15 protein-coding genes are annotated in these 13,965 nt (G+C 71.4%); 14 read left to right on the top strand and 1 reads right to left on the bottom strand.

Translation table 11 applies throughout. The features are described from left to right. The first annotated feature begins 142 nt into the window (after positions 1-142). The 8 genes from lepB (at position 143) to CP982_RS29950 (ending at position 7,062) form a co-directional block, all read left to right on the top strand. Positions 143-889, top strand: coding sequence for a signal peptidase I (gene lepB, locus CP982_RS29915; protein WP_150513308.1), 747 nt, complete (start codon positions 143-145; stop codon positions 887-889). 58 nt (positions 890-947) lie between these two features. Continuing rightward, a complete protein-coding gene (locus CP982_RS29920) occupies positions 948-1,454 on the top strand; it encodes an NUDIX hydrolase (protein ID WP_184925234.1) in 507 nt (168 codons plus the stop codon). Between the two features lie 55 nt (positions 1,455-1,509). After that, a complete protein-coding gene (locus CP982_RS29925; protein WP_003965949.1) occupies positions 1,510-1,818 on the top strand; it encodes a DUF2469 domain-containing protein in 309 nt (102 codons plus the stop codon). 156 nt (positions 1,819-1,974) lie between these two features. Beyond that, positions 1,975-2,337 (top strand): YraN family protein, encoded by a 363-nt coding sequence (locus CP982_RS29930; protein ID WP_144321191.1) that lies wholly within the window; start codon positions 1,975-1,977, stop codon positions 2,335-2,337. Continuing rightward, positions 2,337-3,962 (top strand): YifB family Mg chelatase-like AAA ATPase, encoded by a 1,626-nt coding sequence (locus CP982_RS29935; protein WP_150513309.1) that lies wholly within the window; start codon positions 2,337-2,339, stop codon positions 3,960-3,962. Before CP982_RS29930 ends, CP982_RS29935 begins: the two co-directional genes overlap by 1 nt. Before the next feature lie 77 nt (positions 3,963-4,039). Next, positions 4,040-5,173, top strand: a complete 1,134-nt coding sequence (gene dprA, locus CP982_RS29940; protein ID WP_229878548.1) for a DNA-processing protein DprA — start codon at positions 4,040-4,042, stop codon at positions 5,171-5,173. 311 nt (positions 5,174-5,484) lie between these two features. Next, a complete protein-coding gene (gene whiG, locus CP982_RS29945) occupies positions 5,485-6,330 on the top strand; it encodes an RNA polymerase sigma factor WhiG (RefSeq protein ID WP_150513311.1) in 846 nt (281 codons plus the stop codon). Between the two features lie 174 nt (positions 6,331-6,504). Next, on the top strand, positions 6,505-7,062 hold the full coding sequence (locus tag CP982_RS29950) for a TetR/AcrR family transcriptional regulator (RefSeq protein ID WP_150515771.1): 558 nt from the start codon (positions 6,505-6,507) through the stop codon (positions 7,060-7,062). On the opposite strand, the gene CP982_RS29955 is transcribed toward CP982_RS29950, so the two are convergent. Beyond that, the gene (locus CP982_RS29955) at positions 7,016-7,693 is read right to left on the bottom strand and encodes a murein hydrolase activator EnvC family protein (RefSeq protein WP_150513312.1); all 678 of its coding nucleotides are present in this window, start codon (positions 7,691-7,693) and stop codon (positions 7,016-7,018) included. The two genes, CP982_RS29950 and CP982_RS29955, sit on opposite strands and share 47 nt — an antisense overlap. A 269-nt stretch (positions 7,694-7,962) precedes the next feature. Here CP982_RS29955 and rpsB point away from each other — a divergent pair, with 269 nt between their 5' ends. From rpsB to rlmN, 6 genes are all read left to right on the top strand, one after another. Continuing rightward, positions 7,963-8,862 carry a 30S ribosomal protein S2 gene (gene rpsB / locus CP982_RS29960; protein WP_150513313.1) on the top strand — a complete coding sequence of 300 codons (900 nt, stop codon included), beginning with the start codon at positions 7,963-7,965 and terminating at the stop codon, positions 8,860-8,862. 98 nt (positions 8,863-8,960) lie between these two features. After that, complete coding sequence (gene tsf, locus CP982_RS29965) at positions 8,961-9,797, top strand: translation elongation factor Ts (RefSeq protein ID WP_150513314.1); 837 nt, start codon at positions 8,961-8,963, stop codon at positions 9,795-9,797. A gap of 197 nt (positions 9,798-9,994) precedes the next feature. Then, positions 9,995-10,789: a UMP kinase gene (gene pyrH / locus CP982_RS29970; RefSeq protein WP_372503436.1), complete on the top strand. Its 795-nt coding sequence runs from the start codon at positions 9,995-9,997 to the stop codon at positions 10,787-10,789. A gap of 178 nt (positions 10,790-10,967) precedes the next feature. Beyond that, on the top strand, positions 10,968-11,525 hold the full coding sequence (frr, locus tag CP982_RS29975) for a ribosome recycling factor (protein ID WP_150513316.1): 558 nt from the start codon (positions 10,968-10,970) through the stop codon (positions 11,523-11,525). Positions 11,526-11,582: 57 nt separating this feature from the next. Next, on the top strand, positions 11,583-12,716 hold the full coding sequence (locus tag CP982_RS29980) for a phosphatidate cytidylyltransferase (protein ID WP_150513317.1): 1,134 nt from the start codon (positions 11,583-11,585) through the stop codon (positions 12,714-12,716). A 133-nt stretch (positions 12,717-12,849) separates the two neighbouring features. Further along, on the top strand, positions 12,850-13,956 hold the full coding sequence (rlmN, locus tag CP982_RS29985) for a dual-specificity RNA methyltransferase RlmN (protein WP_150513318.1): 1,107 nt from the start codon (positions 12,850-12,852) through the stop codon (positions 13,954-13,956). The last annotated feature ends 9 nt before the right edge of the window (positions 13,957-13,965 follow it).

Here is a 13,965-nt window from a genome sequence, read left to right on the forward strand (position 1 = left end):
GGGGGTACCGCCGGGTAGTCTGCCCTCCCAGATCGCCGATCTTCCGTGGTCCGGTCCCCGTAGCGCGCCCGTCGGCCCCGTACGCCGGTCGCCTCCGGCGGCCGCGCCGACGGGATCGTCTCCGAGCCGGGGGAGCACTGGGATGAGCAGCAGGACACGTCGTACGGACGAGGGCCACGGACGGCTCGGCAGCGTGCTGTCGGGAGTCGCCGTGGCCCTCGGCTGTGTCCTCTTCCTCGGCGGATTCGTCTGGGGCGCCGTCCTCTACCAGCCGTACACCGTGCCCACCGGCTCCATGACGCCGACCATCGGCGCGGGCGACCGGGTGCTCGCCCAGCGGATCGACGGGGACGACGTGCGCCGCGGTGACGTCGTCGTCTTCCGGCAGAAGTCCTGGGGCAACATGCCCATGGTCAAGCGGGTCGTCGGCGTCGGCGGCGACAAGGTCGCCTGCTGCACGAACGGCAAGCTGACCGTCAACGGCAAGCAGATCGCAGAACCGTATCTCTCCAAGGGCATGGACAGCGGCATACCGTCCATCACCGTCCCCGAGGGGCGCCTCTTCCTGCTCGGTGACGAGCGCAACGGCTCCCTGGACTCCACCGCGCACCTGGAGGAGGCGGGCAACGGCTCCGTGCCCCGCAGTGCCGTGAAGGGCCGCGTCGACGCCGTCGCCTGGCCGCTGGAGGGCATGCTGGACCGCCCCTCCGGCTTCGACGCCCTGCCGGGCGGCACCTCCGAGCCCGGCCCGCTGCGGCTCCTCGTGGGCGCGGTCGTGGCCGGTGCCGTGCTGGTGCTCGGCGGCGCCGCGTACGGGCCGGTCGCCGGACTCGTGCGGCGGCGCGGCCGGGGCCGCGGCGGGGTCACGGAGGCGGCCGGTGTCTCCTGAGGAGCGGCCGGTGTCGGCCGGGGACGCGATGACCGGGGACGCGGTGGACGGAGAGGCGATGACCGGGGACGCCGTGGCCGGGCGGCCGCTGCGGCGGGTCGCGCGCGTCGTGCTGCTCGACGACCGGGACCGGATCCTGTTGCTGCACGGCCACGAGCCGGGCGACCCGACGGACGACTGGTGGTTCACGCCGGGCGGCGGCCTGGAGGGCGACGAGACGCGTGAGCAGGCCGCGCTGCGGGAGCTGGCCGAGGAGACCGGCATCACGGACGTCGAGCTGGGCCCGGTGCTGTGGCGGCGCGTGTGCTCCTTCCCCTTCGCCGGACGGCGCTGGGACCAGGACGAGTGGTACTACCTGGGACGTACGTCGCAGACGGCGACCCGGGCGACGGGCCTGACCGACCTCGAGCGGCGCAGCGTCGCCGGAGCACGTTGGTGGACGTGCCCGGAACTGGCCCGGGCGCATGAGACGGTGTATCCGACCAGGCTCGCCGAGTTGCTGCGCAAGCTGCTCGACGAGGGTCCTCCGCAACGGCCCGAGACCCTGGACACGGAAATCGTGTAGGGGCCTCCGGGGCTGGCGCACAATAGGGGGACGCACGGCTGAAGGGGAACATGCCATGAGCGCCGAGGACCTCGAGAAGTACGAGACCGAGATGGAGCTGAAGCTCTACCGGGAGTACCGAGATGTCGTCGGTCTGTTCAAATACGTGATCGAGACCGAGCGGCGCTTCTACCTCACGAACGACTACGAGATGCAGGTGCACTCGGTCCAGGGTGAGGTGTTCTTCGAGGTCTCCATGGCGGACGCCTGGGTGTGGGACATGTACAGACCGGCCCGGTTCGTCAAGCAGGTGCGCGTACTCACGTTCAAGGACGTGAATATTGAGGAGCTCAACAAGAGCGATCTGGAGCTGCCGGGCGGCTGAGGCGCCGTGCCGCTGCACTGATGGGCCAGGCGGCGTGCTGACCGTGCTGACGTGCCACGTGTGGGTGACGAAGTTGTCCACAACCCGTCGGTAGCGCACCAAGATCCACAACGTGCGGCCCGCCTCGCGACCGTTGATGTCGGAGGTGGTGCCGACATGAACGCACGAGGTGCACTCGGCGAGTACGGCGAACGACTGGCAGCCCGACTGCTCGCCGAAGCCGGTATGACGGTCCTGGAGCGCAACTGGCGCGGAGGCAGGACAGGGGAGATCGACATCGTCGCCCGTGACGGCGACGTGCTGGTCGTCTGCGAGGTGAAGACCCGCAGGGCGGCGTCCTTCGAGCATCCGATGGCGGCGGTCACGCCCGCCAAGGCCGAGCGCCTTCGAGGGCTCGCCGAGCGCTGGGTCCAGGAGCACGGCGGAGCCCCACCCGGCGGTGTGCGGCTCGACGTGGTCGGTGTCCTGCTGCCCGAGCGTGGCGCGCCCGTGGTGGAGCACGCGCGGGGGGTGGCCTGATGGGATTCGCGCGTACGTGCTCGGTGGCCCTCGTCGGGGTGGAGGGCGTCGTCGTCGAGGTGCAGGCCGATCTGGAGCCCGGCGTCGCGGCGTTCACGCTGGTGGGCCTCCCGGACAAGAGCCTCACGGAGAGCCGCGACCGGGTCAGGGCCGCCGTCGTGAACTCGGGCGGGGAGTGGCCCCAGAAAAAGCTCACGGTCGGCCTGAGCCCCGCCTCCGTGCCCAAGGGCGGCAGCGGCTTCGACCTGGCGGTGGCCTGCGCGGTCCTCGGTGCGTCGGAGCGGATCGACCCCCGGGTCCTCGCCGACATCGTGATGATCGGCGAACTGGGGCTCGACGGCCGCGTGCGACCGGTGCGCGGCGTGCTGCCCGCCGTCCTCGCGGCCGCCGACGCGGGGTACGAACAGGTGGTCGTCCCCGAGTGCACGGCGGCGGAGGCCACGCTCGTGCCCGGTGTCTCCGTCCTCGGCGTGCGCAGCCTGCGCCAGCTGATCGCGGTGCTCACCGACGAGCCCGTGCCGGACGAGGCCCCCGACGACTCGGGGCGACCGGATCCCCTGATGGCCGGCCTCAGCCTGCCGGGCGCCGGACTCGGCGTGGACGTGAGCGGTCTCGGCGCGCAGGACCACGACCACGCGCACGATCTGGCGGACGTGGTGGGCCAGTTGTCGGCGCGCACGGCGATGGAGGTGGCGGCCGCGGGCGGGCACCACGTGTTCCTCCACGGGCCACCGGGCGCGGGCAAGACGATGCTCGCCGAGCGGCTGCCGTCGATCATGCCCCGGCTGACCAGGACGGAGTCCCTGGAGGTGACGGCGGTCCACTCGGTCGCGGGCATGCTGCCGCCGGGCAAGCCCCTCGTGGACATCCCGCCGTTCTGCGCGCCGCACCACTCCTCGACCATGCAGTCGCTCGTGGGCGGCGGCCGAGGCATCGCCCGCCCGGGCGCGGTGTCGCTGGCGCACCGTGGCGTGCTGTTCCTGGACGAGGCCCCGGAGTTCAGCACCCACGCGCTCGACGCCCTGCGGCAGCCGCTGGAGTCCGGGCACGTGGTGATCGCCCGGAGCGCCGGGGTGGTGCGGCTGCCGTCCAGGTTCCTCATGCTGCTCGCGGCCAACCCGTGCCCGTGCGGCCGGTTCAGCCTGACCGGTGACGCCTGCGACTGCGCGCCCAGCAGCGTCCGCCGCTATCAGGCCCGGCTCTCCGGGCCGCTCCTCGACCGGATCGACCTGCGGGTCGGCGTGGAGCCCGTGACGCGCTCCGAGCTGACGGCACAGGGAGTGCGGGGCGAGACCACACGCGTGGTGGCCGAGCGGGTGCGTGCGGCCCGTGAGCGGGCCGCCGCCCGCTTCGAGGGCACGCCCTGGCGCACGAACAGCGACGTGCCCGGCCATGCGCTGCGCACCCGCTGGCACGCGCTGCCGGGTGCGATGGCGGAGGCGGAGCACTGCCTGGAGCGCGGCGTGCTGACGGCGCGCGGCCTGGACCGGGTCCTGCGGGTCGCCTGGACCGTCGCGGACCTCGCGGGCCACGACCGCCCCGACGAGGGCGACGTGGGCCTGGCGCTGCAACTGCGCACGGGAGTGCCGCGCGGGGTGCCCATGGTGGTGGAGGCGCGGACGTGAGCGCGGAGCGGGGCAGGGGCCGGGAGGACGGCCCGCCCCCGGAGCCGGGGCCGCCCTCGGCCTCCGCGCCGGACGAGGTGCGGCTCGCCCGGGTCGCCCTCACGCGGGTGCTGGAGCCGGGCGATGCCGTGGGCGGGTGGTGGCTGCGGGAATGGGGAGCCGTGGCGGTGCTGCGCCGCCTCGCGGAGGGCGAGGCGATGCTGCCGGGGGTGAGCGACCGGCGCTGGGAGGGGCTGCGGGCGCGCGCCCGGCGGGTGCGGGCGGCGCGGGACCTGGAGGCCGCGGCCGCGGCCGGAGCGCGGTTCGTGACGCCCGATGACGCGGAGTGGCCCGCGCAGCTCGACGACCTGGGGGACGCGCGGCCCGTGGGGCTCTGGGTGCGGGGGCGGCCCTCGCTGCGGATCTGGGCGCTGCGCTCGGTGGCCCTGGTGGGAGCGCGGGCCTGTACGGAGTACGGAGCGCACATGGCGGCGAGCCTCGGCGCGGGCCTCGCCGAGCGCGGTTGGGTGGTGGTGTCCGGCGGCGCGTACGGCGTGGACGGTGCCGCCCACCGGGGCGCCCTGGGCGCGGGCGGCGCCACTGTGGCGGTGCTCGCGTGCGGAGTTGACCGGCCCTACCCTCGCGGCCACGCCCAGTTGCTCGGCCGGATCGCCGAACAGGGCCTCGTCGTCGGGGAGTTGCCGCCCGGCGACCACCCGACACCGAGCAGATTCGTCCTGCGGAACAGGGTGATCGCGGCCCTCACCCGGGGCACGGTCGTCGTGGAGGCCGCCTATCGCAGTGGCGCGCTGGTCACGGCACGGGCCGCGCGCGACCTCGGCCGGTTCACGATGGGCGTCCCGGGGCCCGCCACCAGCGGTCTGTCGGCGGGGGTGCACGAACTGCTGCGCGGGGAAGCGGTCCTGGTCACCGACGCCGCCGAAGTCGCCGAGCTGGTGGGGGACATGGGCGAGCTGGCGCCGCGGCGGCGCGGCCCCGTGGTGCCGCGCGACCTGCTCGCCCCCGGCGCCGCCCGGGTCCTCGCGGCGCTGCCCGCCCGGGGCGCGGCGACGGTCCCCGACGTGGCGCGGGGTGCGGGCACCAGTGCGGACGACGCGGTCGCCAGGTTGTACGAACTTCGCTCGCTGGGGTTCGTCGAACGGCAGGGCGACGGCTGGCAGTTGACACGCCAGGCGTTTCTGTCGGTCTTTCCGGAGGGGGGTGATGCGTGACTGTGCGTGTTCCGCCGGATGGATGACAACGCGGCGTCCGCCTGACGACCTTGGGAATCGGTGCAGTTGGCGCCTTAGATCCATTACGCAGAGCGACGGCTGCAGATCGCTCGGACGTAAAGCGGAACGTATCTGCGTACGCGCGATCCCATACTCTTCGCTCACCGCGACACTTCAGTCACGCTACGCTCACAACGAATCCGGTGCAGACAGGCAATCAGACGGACAACCTCATTCACTTCACGCAAACCCACCACCGCACCAGTTCCGGCAACCTCTCAGGTTCACGGCAGAACGGCTCAAGGCGACGCATGCCCCAGCACACCTCCGGGTCCGACCGGGCGGCCATTCCCCCAGCCGCCCGTAGCGGCGAGCAGGAGCGGCGGCCCCCCGCGCCCTCGTCGCTGGACGAGCTGTGGCGGTCGTACAAGTCGACGGGCGACGGGCGGCTGCGCGAGCAGCTGATCCTGCACTACTCGCCCCTGGTGAAGTACGTCGCGGGCCGCGTCAGCGTGGGCCTCCCGTCCAATGTGGAGCAGGCCGACTTCGTCTCCTCCGGCGTCTTCGGGCTCATCGACGCGATCGAGAAGTTCGACATCGAGCGGTCGATCAAGTTCGAGACGTACGCGATCACCCGCATCCGCGGGGCCATGATCGACGAGCTGCGGGCGCTCGACTGGATCCCCCGGTCGGTGCGCCAGAAGGCGCGCAACGTGGAGCGGGCCTACGCGACCCTGGAGGCACGGCTCAGGCGCACGCCCTCGGAGGGCGAGGTCGCCGCCGAGATGGGCATCCCGGTGGAGGAACTGCACGCGGTGTTCAGCCAGTTGTCGCTCGCCAACGTCGTCGCCCTGGAGGAGCTGCTGCACGTCGGCGGCGAGGGCGGCGACCGCCTCAGCCTGATGGACACGCTGGAGGACACCGCCGCCGACAACCCGGTCGAGGTCGCCGAGGACCGCGAGCTGCGGCGACTGCTCGCCCGCGCGATCAACACGCTGCCGGAGCGCGAGAAGACCGTCGTCACGCTGTACTACTACGAGGGCCTCACACTGGCTGAGATCGGCAATGTGCTCGGGGTGACCGAGAGCCGGGTCAGTCAGATCCACACCAAGTCGGTGCTCCAGTTGCGGGCGAAGCTGGCCAGTTTCGGTCGCTGAGTGAGCTGAATCGTCCCTTCCTGGGCCGTGCCGTGCACCGCTTCCACGCTCCGTTCGCGCCGTGGTGGTGCCTCGCCGCGCCCTCGCGGCCAGGAAGAGTGCCTGCCTGGCGGCCTCCCCTGGCGCGGGGCGCGTCCGTAAAGTGGGGGCGTGCCAAGGATTCGAGCGGCCTCTGTGGCCGAGCACCGGTCGATGCAGCGAGGCGCCCTGCTGGACGCCGCGCGCTCCCTGCTGTCCGAGGGCGGGACGGAAGCGCTGACGTTCCCCGCGCTCGCCGAGCGCACGGGGCTCGCGCGGTCGTCCGTCTACGAGTACTTCCGTTCGCGCGCGGCCGTCGTCGAAGAGCTCTGCGAGGTCGACTTCCCCGTCTGGGCGGCGGAGGTCTCGGCGGCGATGGAGCGGGCCGAGACGCCCGAGGGGCAGATCGAGGCCTATGTGCGCCAGCAGCTCGCGCTGGTCGGGGACCGGCGGCACCGGGCCGTGGTCGCGATCTCCGCGAGCGAGCTGGACGCCGGGGCGCGGGAGAAGATCCGGGCCGCGCACGGCGGCCTCGTGGCCATGATCGTGGAGGCGCTCGACGCCCTCGGGCACCAGGAGCCCCGGCTCGCGGCCATGCTGCTGCAGGGCATCGTGGACGCGGCGGTGCGCCGCATCGAGCTCGGCGTGGCCGAGGAGCCCGAGGCCATCACGGAGGCGGCTGTGGCCATGGCCCTGCGGGGCGTGCGGGGCTGAGCCCCGGGCTCCGAAGGCCGCTGTCGCTGAGGGCGGCGGCCCACGGCCAGAACGGCCACACCGGCGCCGGTGGCGGCGTACCGGCGCCCGTCAGGGGCAGCAGCCGTGACGGGCCCCCGCGCAGCAGCCACGGCGGGAGCAGGCCCAAGGGGTTCAGATACGCCTTCGCCCGGCGCAGGCCCCAGTGGAGGCATGCCGCGGGGCAGTGGAAGCGGGCCGACGCCTCCAGCGTGCCCAGGACGGTGCCCGCGCCGACCTCGGCGCCCTTCTGCACGGACGCCCGTACCGGTTCGTACGTCGTGCGCAGCGGTGGATCACCGGTGCCCGTGAGCTCCACCGTGACCACGCCCCGGCCCGCCACCCGGCCCGCGTACGAGACCCGCCCCGGCGCGGCCGCCCGCACGGGGGAGCCCGGGGGCGCGGCCAGGTCCACGCCCCGGTGGCCGGGGCCGTACGCCGTCGCCGGGGGCTCCCAGCCCCGGACGATCCAGGGGCGCGCGCCCACCGGCCAGGAGCCGCCCACCGCGGGCACCGGGTCGGCGGCCGCCAGGGCGCCCGGAGGCGGCAGCGCCGCGAGCAGCGCTAGCAGCGCGAGCACGGACAAGATCAGGATGCGTCGTAGACGTGACATGCGAGAACGGTCCCGTGCCGCCCCGACCCGCAGGGATCTTGGCCGGGAACTGTGGACTACCAGCCGGTTGTGGACAGCGGCGTCACCCGGCACCTCGCGGGTCCCGTACACTTCATGTGGCGATCCGGGTCACCGGGTCGACTTCGCACGCCCCGGCACCGGGCTCTCGCAGCCGCCGGTGTCAGCGCCTTTCGGTCCCGCACGCGAGTGCGTGGCACGGCGCGCGGCAGGGCGTCAGGACACAACCGAGAACACCAAGGAGTACGGCCATGGCCGTCGTCACGATGCGGGAGCTGCTGGAAAGCGGCGTCCACTTCGGTCACCAGACCCGTCGTTGGAACCCGAAGATGAAGCGCTTCATCTTCACGGAGCGCAACGGCATCTACATCATCGACCTGCTCCAGTCGCTGTCGTACATCGACCGCGCCTACGAGTTCGTCAAGGAGACCGTCGCCCACGGCGGCACGGTCATGTTCGTGGGTACGAAGAAGCAGGCGCAGGAGGCCATCGCCGAGCAGGCGACGCGCGTCGGCATGCCCTACGTCAACCAGCGCTGGCTGGGCGGCATGCTCACCAACTTCTCGACCGTCTACAAGCGCCTGCAGCGCCTCAAGGAGCTTGAGGCCATCGACTTCGAGGACGTGGCCGCCTCCGGCCTCACCAAGAAGGAGCTGCTGGTCCTCTCCCGCGAGAAGGCCAAGCTGGAGAAGACCCTCGGCGGTATCCGCGAGATGCAGAAGGTGCCCAGCGCCGTCTGGATCGTGGACACCAAGAAGGAGCACATCGCGGTTGGCGAGGCCCGGAAGCTGAACATCCCGGTCGTCGCGATCCTCGACACCAACTGCGACCCCGACGAGGTCGACTACAAGATCCCGGGCAACGACGACGCGATCCGCTCCGTCACCCTGCTCACCCGCGTGATCGCCGACGCTGTCGCCGAGGGCCTCATCGCCCGCTCCGGCGTTGCCACCGGTGACTCGAAGCCGGGCGAGAAGGCCGCGGGCGAGCCGCTCGCCGAGTGGGAGCGCGACCTGCTCGAGGGCGAGAAGAAGGCCGACGAGAAGGCCGCCGACGCCGAGGCCCCCAAGGCCGACGCCGAGGCCCCCAAGGCTGAGGAGGCCCCCGAGGCCGCCGAGGCCCCGGCTGCGGACGCCGCCGAGCAGGCCTGACCTCAGCATCGGATGCTGACGGCGGGGGCCCGCGCCACGAGCGCGGCCCCCGCCGTTCACCCGTAGATCTTCGACTTCGAGAAAGACTTCAGAGAATCATGGCGAACTACACCGCCGCTGACGTCAAGAAGCTCCGTGAGCTCACCGGCGTCGGCATGATGGACTGCAAGAAGGCGCTCGACGAGGCCGACGGCAACGTCGACAAGGCCGTCGAGGCGCTGCGCATCAAGGGCCAGAAGGGCGTCGCCAAGCGCGAGGGCCGCTCTGCCGAGAACGGTGCCGTCGTCTCCGTGATCGCCGACGACAACACCTCCGGTGTCATCGTCGAGCTGAAGTGCGAGACGGACTTCGTCGCCAAGGGCGAGAAGTTCCAGGCCGTCGCCAACCAGATCGCCGAGCACGTCGCCAAGACGTCCCCCGCCGACATCGAGGCGCTGCTCGCGTCCGAGATCGAGGCCGGCAAGACCGTCCAGGCGTTCGTCGACGAGGCCAACGCCCAGCTCGGCGAGAAGATCGTCCTGGACCGCTTCGCGCAGTACAACGACGGCTTCGTGTACGCCTACATGCACCGCACGATGCCCGACCTGCCGCCGCAGATCGGTGTCCTCGTCGAGTTCGACAAGGCCGACGCCGCGACCGCCAAGGGCGTCGCGCAGCACATCGCCGCCTTCGCGCCGAAGTACCTCACCCGTGAGGACGTTCCGGCCGAGGTCGTCGAGTCCGAGCGCCGCGTCGCCGAGGAGACCACCCGCGCCGAGGGCAAGCCGGAGGCCGCGCTCCCGAAGATCGTCGAGGGTCGCGTCAACGGCTTCTTCAAGGACGCCACTCTCCTGGGCCAGCCGTACGCCCTCGACAACAAGAAGTCCGTCGAGAAGGTCCTGCAGGAGGCCGGTGTCACCCTGAAGCGCTTCTCGCGCATCAAGGTCGGCATCTGAGTCCTCACCACGATCGCCGGTAGACCCCGCTAGGGTCTACCGCGGTCGACCGCGTGCGCACTGGCGCACGCGACGGCCGTGACGTCGTACGCGAGGGCCGTACCGAGAGCGACGGTGCGCCTCGCACGCGACGGACGACCGCAAGATCTGACGAGGAGGCCATTGCCGAGCATGGGATGAACACCACCCCACCGGCAATGGCCTCTTCGTATGTGCACCACAAGGAGAACTCCATGACCAAGGCCGACACCAAGACTGACGACGGCAAAGTGGCCGGGCGCTTCCTGCTGAAGCTCTCCGGTGAGGCGTTCGCCGGGGGCGGCGGCCTCGGCGTCGACCCCGACGTGGTGCACAAAATCGCCCGGGAGATCGCAGCCGTCGTGCGTGACGGCGCGGAGATCGCCATCGTCATCGGCGGCGGCAACTTCTTCCGCGGCGCCGAGCTCCAGCAGCGCGGCATGGACCGGGCCCGCTCCGACTACATGGGCATGCTCGGCACGGTCATGAACTGCCTCGCCCTGCAGGACTTCCTGGAGAAGGAAGGCATCGACTGCCGCGTGCAGACCGCCATCACCATGGGCCAGGTCGCGGAGCCGTACATCCCGCTGCGCGCCGTGCGCCACCTGGAGAAGGGCCGCGTCGTGATCTTCGGCGCCGGCATGGGCATGCCGTACTTCTCCACCGACACCACCGCCGCCCAGCGCGCTCTGGAGATCGACGCCGAGGCCCTGCTCATGGGCAAGAACGGCGTCGACGGGGTCTACGACTCCGATCCCAAGAAGAACCCGGACGCGGTGAAGTTCGACTCCCTCGGCTACGGCGAGGTCATCACCCGTGACCTGAAGGTCGCCGACGCCACCGCCGTCACGCTGTGCCGGGACAACAAGCTGCCCATCCTGGTCTTCGAGCTGCTCGCGGAGGGCAATATCGCGCGGGCCGTCAAGGGTGAGAAGATCGGCACGCTCGTCGGCGACCAGGATTCCCGGGCCTGAGCCGACGACGTCCGTCCCGCAGGGGACGCACCGGGCTCCCTGGGGGCTCCACGGGGTTCCGGGGCGCCTCGGAGGGATGGACAAAGCCCTGCCGGTCGGACACCGTGCAGGAAAGAGACGCGACGCAGCCGGCCGATCCATGGAAGCCGGGCCCACTCAAGACACGCAGGAGCAAGTGGTGATCGAAGAGACCCTCCTCGAGGCCGAGGAGAAGATGGAGAAGGCCGTCGTGGTCGCCAAGGAGGACTTCGCCGCGATCCGCACGGGCCGTGCGCACCCGGCGATGTTCAACAAGATCGTGGCCGACTACTACGGCGCGCTGACGCCGATCAACCAGCTCGCCTCGTTCTCGGTGCCCGAGCCGCGCATGGCGGTGGTGACGCCGTTCGACAAGACCGCGCTGCGCAACATCGAGCAGGCGATCCGCGACTCGGACCTCGGCGTCAACCCGAGCAACGACGGCAACATCATCCGGGTGACGTTCCCCGAGCTCACCGAGGAGCGCCGCCGCGACTACATCAAGGTCGCCAAGAGCAAGGCCGAGGACTCGAAGGTGTCCATCCGCTCCGTGCGCCGCAAGGCCAAGGACACCCTCGACAAGGCCATCAAGGACGGTGACATCGGAGAGGACGAGGGCCGCCGCGCCGAGAAGGAGCTCGACGACCTCACCTCCAAGTACGTCGCCCAGGTCGACGAGCTGCTCAAGCACAAGGAATCCGAGCTGCTCGAGGTCTGACCCGTCGGGTCTGCCGAGTCGAGCGACGTCTGATCTAGGTCTGAGGAATCCGATTCCGTGAACGACACTTCCTGGGGGGCGCCGTCCAGAGCCGGGTACTGGGGGGCGCCCGACCAGGGACCGGTCCAGGGTGCTGCCCCGGTGGGTCCCGCACACGATGCGCACGCGCTGAATCCGTCAGAGACTCAGCCCATGCCCATCGTTCCCGACGTAGCCGCGAGCGGCGGACACCAGGACGACGACCGGGGGGCTGCTCAGTCGAGCGGCCCCCTGTTCCGTGACGAGGCCGCGCACGCCGCGCACTCTTCGAACCCCGCGCAGAAGCCGCAGGAGCCCATGACCGGCGCACCACAGCCCGCCCCAGCACCGCAGAGGAAGAGCGCGGGGCGCGACCTCGGTGCGGCCATAGGGGTCGGCGTGGGCCTCGGCGCCGTCATCCTCGCGTCGCTGTTCTTCAAGAAGGCCGTCTTCATCGGCGTCATAGCGGTCGCCGTCGTCGTCGGCCTGTGGGAGCTCACCTCCCGTCTGCAGGAGCGCAAGGCCATCAAGGCGCCGCTTGCGCCGCTCGCGGTGGGCGGCGCGGCGATGGTCGTCGCCGGGTACCTGCGCGGCGTCGAGGGCGCCTGGGTGGCGATGGCGCTCACCGCGCTCGCGGTCCTCGTGTGGCGCATGACGGAGCCGCCCGAGGGTTACCTCAAGGACGTCACGGCGGGTGTCTTCGCGGCCTTCTACGTCCCGTTCCTCGCCACCTTCGTGGCGCTGATGCTCACCGCGGGCGACGGCCCGGAGCGGGTGCTCACCTTCCTGATCCTGACCGTGGTCAGCGATACCGGGGCGTACGCGGTCGGCTGGCGGTTCGGCAGGCACAAGCTGGCGCCGCGCATCAGCCCCGGAAAGACCCGGGAGGGCCTGCTCGGCGCGGTGGCCTTCGCCATGGCGGCGGGCGCGCTGTGCATGCACTTCATGATCGACGACGGCCTGTGGTGGCAGGGCCTGCTGCTCGGCCTCGCGGTGGCCGCCAGCGCGACGCTCGGCGACCTCGGCGAGTCCATGATCAAGCGGGACCTCGGCATCAAGGACATGGGCACGCTGCTGCCGGGCCACGGCGGCATCATGGACCGGCTTGACTCGCTGTTGCCTACGGCGCCGGTGGTGTGGTTGCTGCTTGTGGTGTTCGTGGGGTCGGGGTGACCTTGTCACCCGGGGCGGGAGCGCTCGGGTGATCCAGCGGTAGCACTTGGCTGACCTGCTGTTTCGTAGGTGAGGGGCCCGTTGTCCACAGGCGGCGGGCCCCTTGTCGTATCTCTGGGACAATGGAGCCATCATGCCCAAGCCCGGAGAACTCACCTTTGTCGCGCCGCGCGGAGCCAAGAAGCCGCCGCGGCATCTCGCCGACCTCACGCCCGCCGAGCGCAAGGAGGCCGTCGCCACCATCGGCGAGAAGCCGTTCCGCGCCAAGCAGCTCTCGCAGCACTACTTCGCGCGGTACGCCCACGACCCCGAGCAGTGGACGGACATCCCGGCCGGTGCGCGCGGCAAGCTCCAGGAGGCGCTGCTTCCCGAGCTGATGAGCGTCGTCCGGCACATCAGCTGCGACGACGACACCACGCGCAAGACGCTGTGGCGCCTCTTCGACGGCACGCTCGTGGAGTCCGTGCTCATGCGGTACCCCGACCGGGTGACGATGTGCATCAGCTCCCAGGCGGGCTGTGGCATGAACTGCCCGTTCTGCGCCACGGGCCAGGCCGGTCTCGACCGGAACCTGTCCACCGCCGAGATCGTGCACCAGATCGTGGACGGCATGCGGGCCCTGCGCGACGGCGAGATCCCGGGCGGCCCGGCGCGCCTCAGCAACATCGTCTTCATGGGCATGGGCGAGCCGCTGGCCAACTACAACAGGGTGGTGGGCGCGATCCGCCGCCTCACCGACCCCGAGCCGGACGGCGTGGGCCTGTCCCAGCGCGGCATCACCGTCTCGACGGTCGGCCTGGTGCCCGCCATCCACCGGTTCGCCGACGAGGGCTTCAAGTGCCGTCTCGCGATCTCCCTGCACGCGCCCGACGACGAGCTGCGCGACACCCTCGTCCCGGTCAACACGCGCTGGAAGGTCCGCGAGGTCCTGGACGCGGGCTGGGAGTACGCCGCGAAGTCCGGGCGCAGGCTCTCCATCGAGTACGCCCTGATCCGCGACATCAACGACCACGCGTGGCGCGGTGACCGCCTCGGCCGCCTGCTCAAGGGCAAGCCGGTGCACGTCAACCTGATCCCGCTGAACCCCACGCCGGGCTCGAAGTGGACGGCCTCGCGCCCCGAGGACGAGAAGGCCTTCGTCGAGGCCGTCGCCGCCCACGGCGTGCCGGTGACCGTCCGCGACACCCGAGGCCAGGAGATCGACGGCGCCTGCGGACAGCTCGCGGCAGCCGAACGCTAGCGCGGTACG

It is taken from the genome of Streptomyces spectabilis (assembly GCF_008704795.1).
GTDB classification, from domain to species: Bacteria; Actinomycetota; Actinomycetes; order Streptomycetales; family Streptomycetaceae; genus Streptomyces; species Streptomyces spectabilis.

Bases quoted from the DNA above. Each gene is read 5' to 3' on its own strand.
- lepB (WP_150513308.1), top strand. From the start codon at position 143: ATGAGCAGCAGGACACGTCGTACGGACGAGGGCCACGGACGGCTCGGC.
- CP982_RS29920 (WP_184925234.1), top strand. From the start codon at position 948: ATGACCGGGGACGCCGTGGCCGGGCGGCCGCTGCGGCGGGTCGCGCGC.
- CP982_RS29925 (WP_003965949.1), top strand. From the start codon at position 1,510: ATGAGCGCCGAGGACCTCGAGAAGTACGAGACCGAGATGGAGCTGAAG.
- CP982_RS29930 (WP_144321191.1), top strand. From the start codon at position 1,975: ATGAACGCACGAGGTGCACTCGGCGAGTACGGCGAACGACTGGCAGCC.
- CP982_RS29935 (WP_150513309.1), top strand. From the start codon at position 2,337: ATGGGATTCGCGCGTACGTGCTCGGTGGCCCTCGTCGGGGTGGAGGGC.
- whiG (WP_150513311.1), top strand. From the start codon at position 5,485: ATGCCCCAGCACACCTCCGGGTCCGACCGGGCGGCCATTCCCCCAGCC.
- CP982_RS29955 (WP_150513312.1), bottom strand. From the start codon at position 7,693: ATGTCACGTCTACGACGCATCCTGATCTTGTCCGTGCTCGCGCTGCTA.
- rpsB (WP_150513313.1), top strand. From the start codon at position 7,963: ATGGCCGTCGTCACGATGCGGGAGCTGCTGGAAAGCGGCGTCCACTTC.
- tsf (WP_150513314.1), top strand. From the start codon at position 8,961: ATGGCGAACTACACCGCCGCTGACGTCAAGAAGCTCCGTGAGCTCACC.
- pyrH (WP_372503436.1), top strand. From the start codon at position 9,995: ATGGCCTCTTCGTATGTGCACCACAAGGAGAACTCCATGACCAAGGCC.
- rlmN (WP_150513318.1), top strand. From the start codon at position 12,850: ATGCCCAAGCCCGGAGAACTCACCTTTGTCGCGCCGCGCGGAGCCAAG.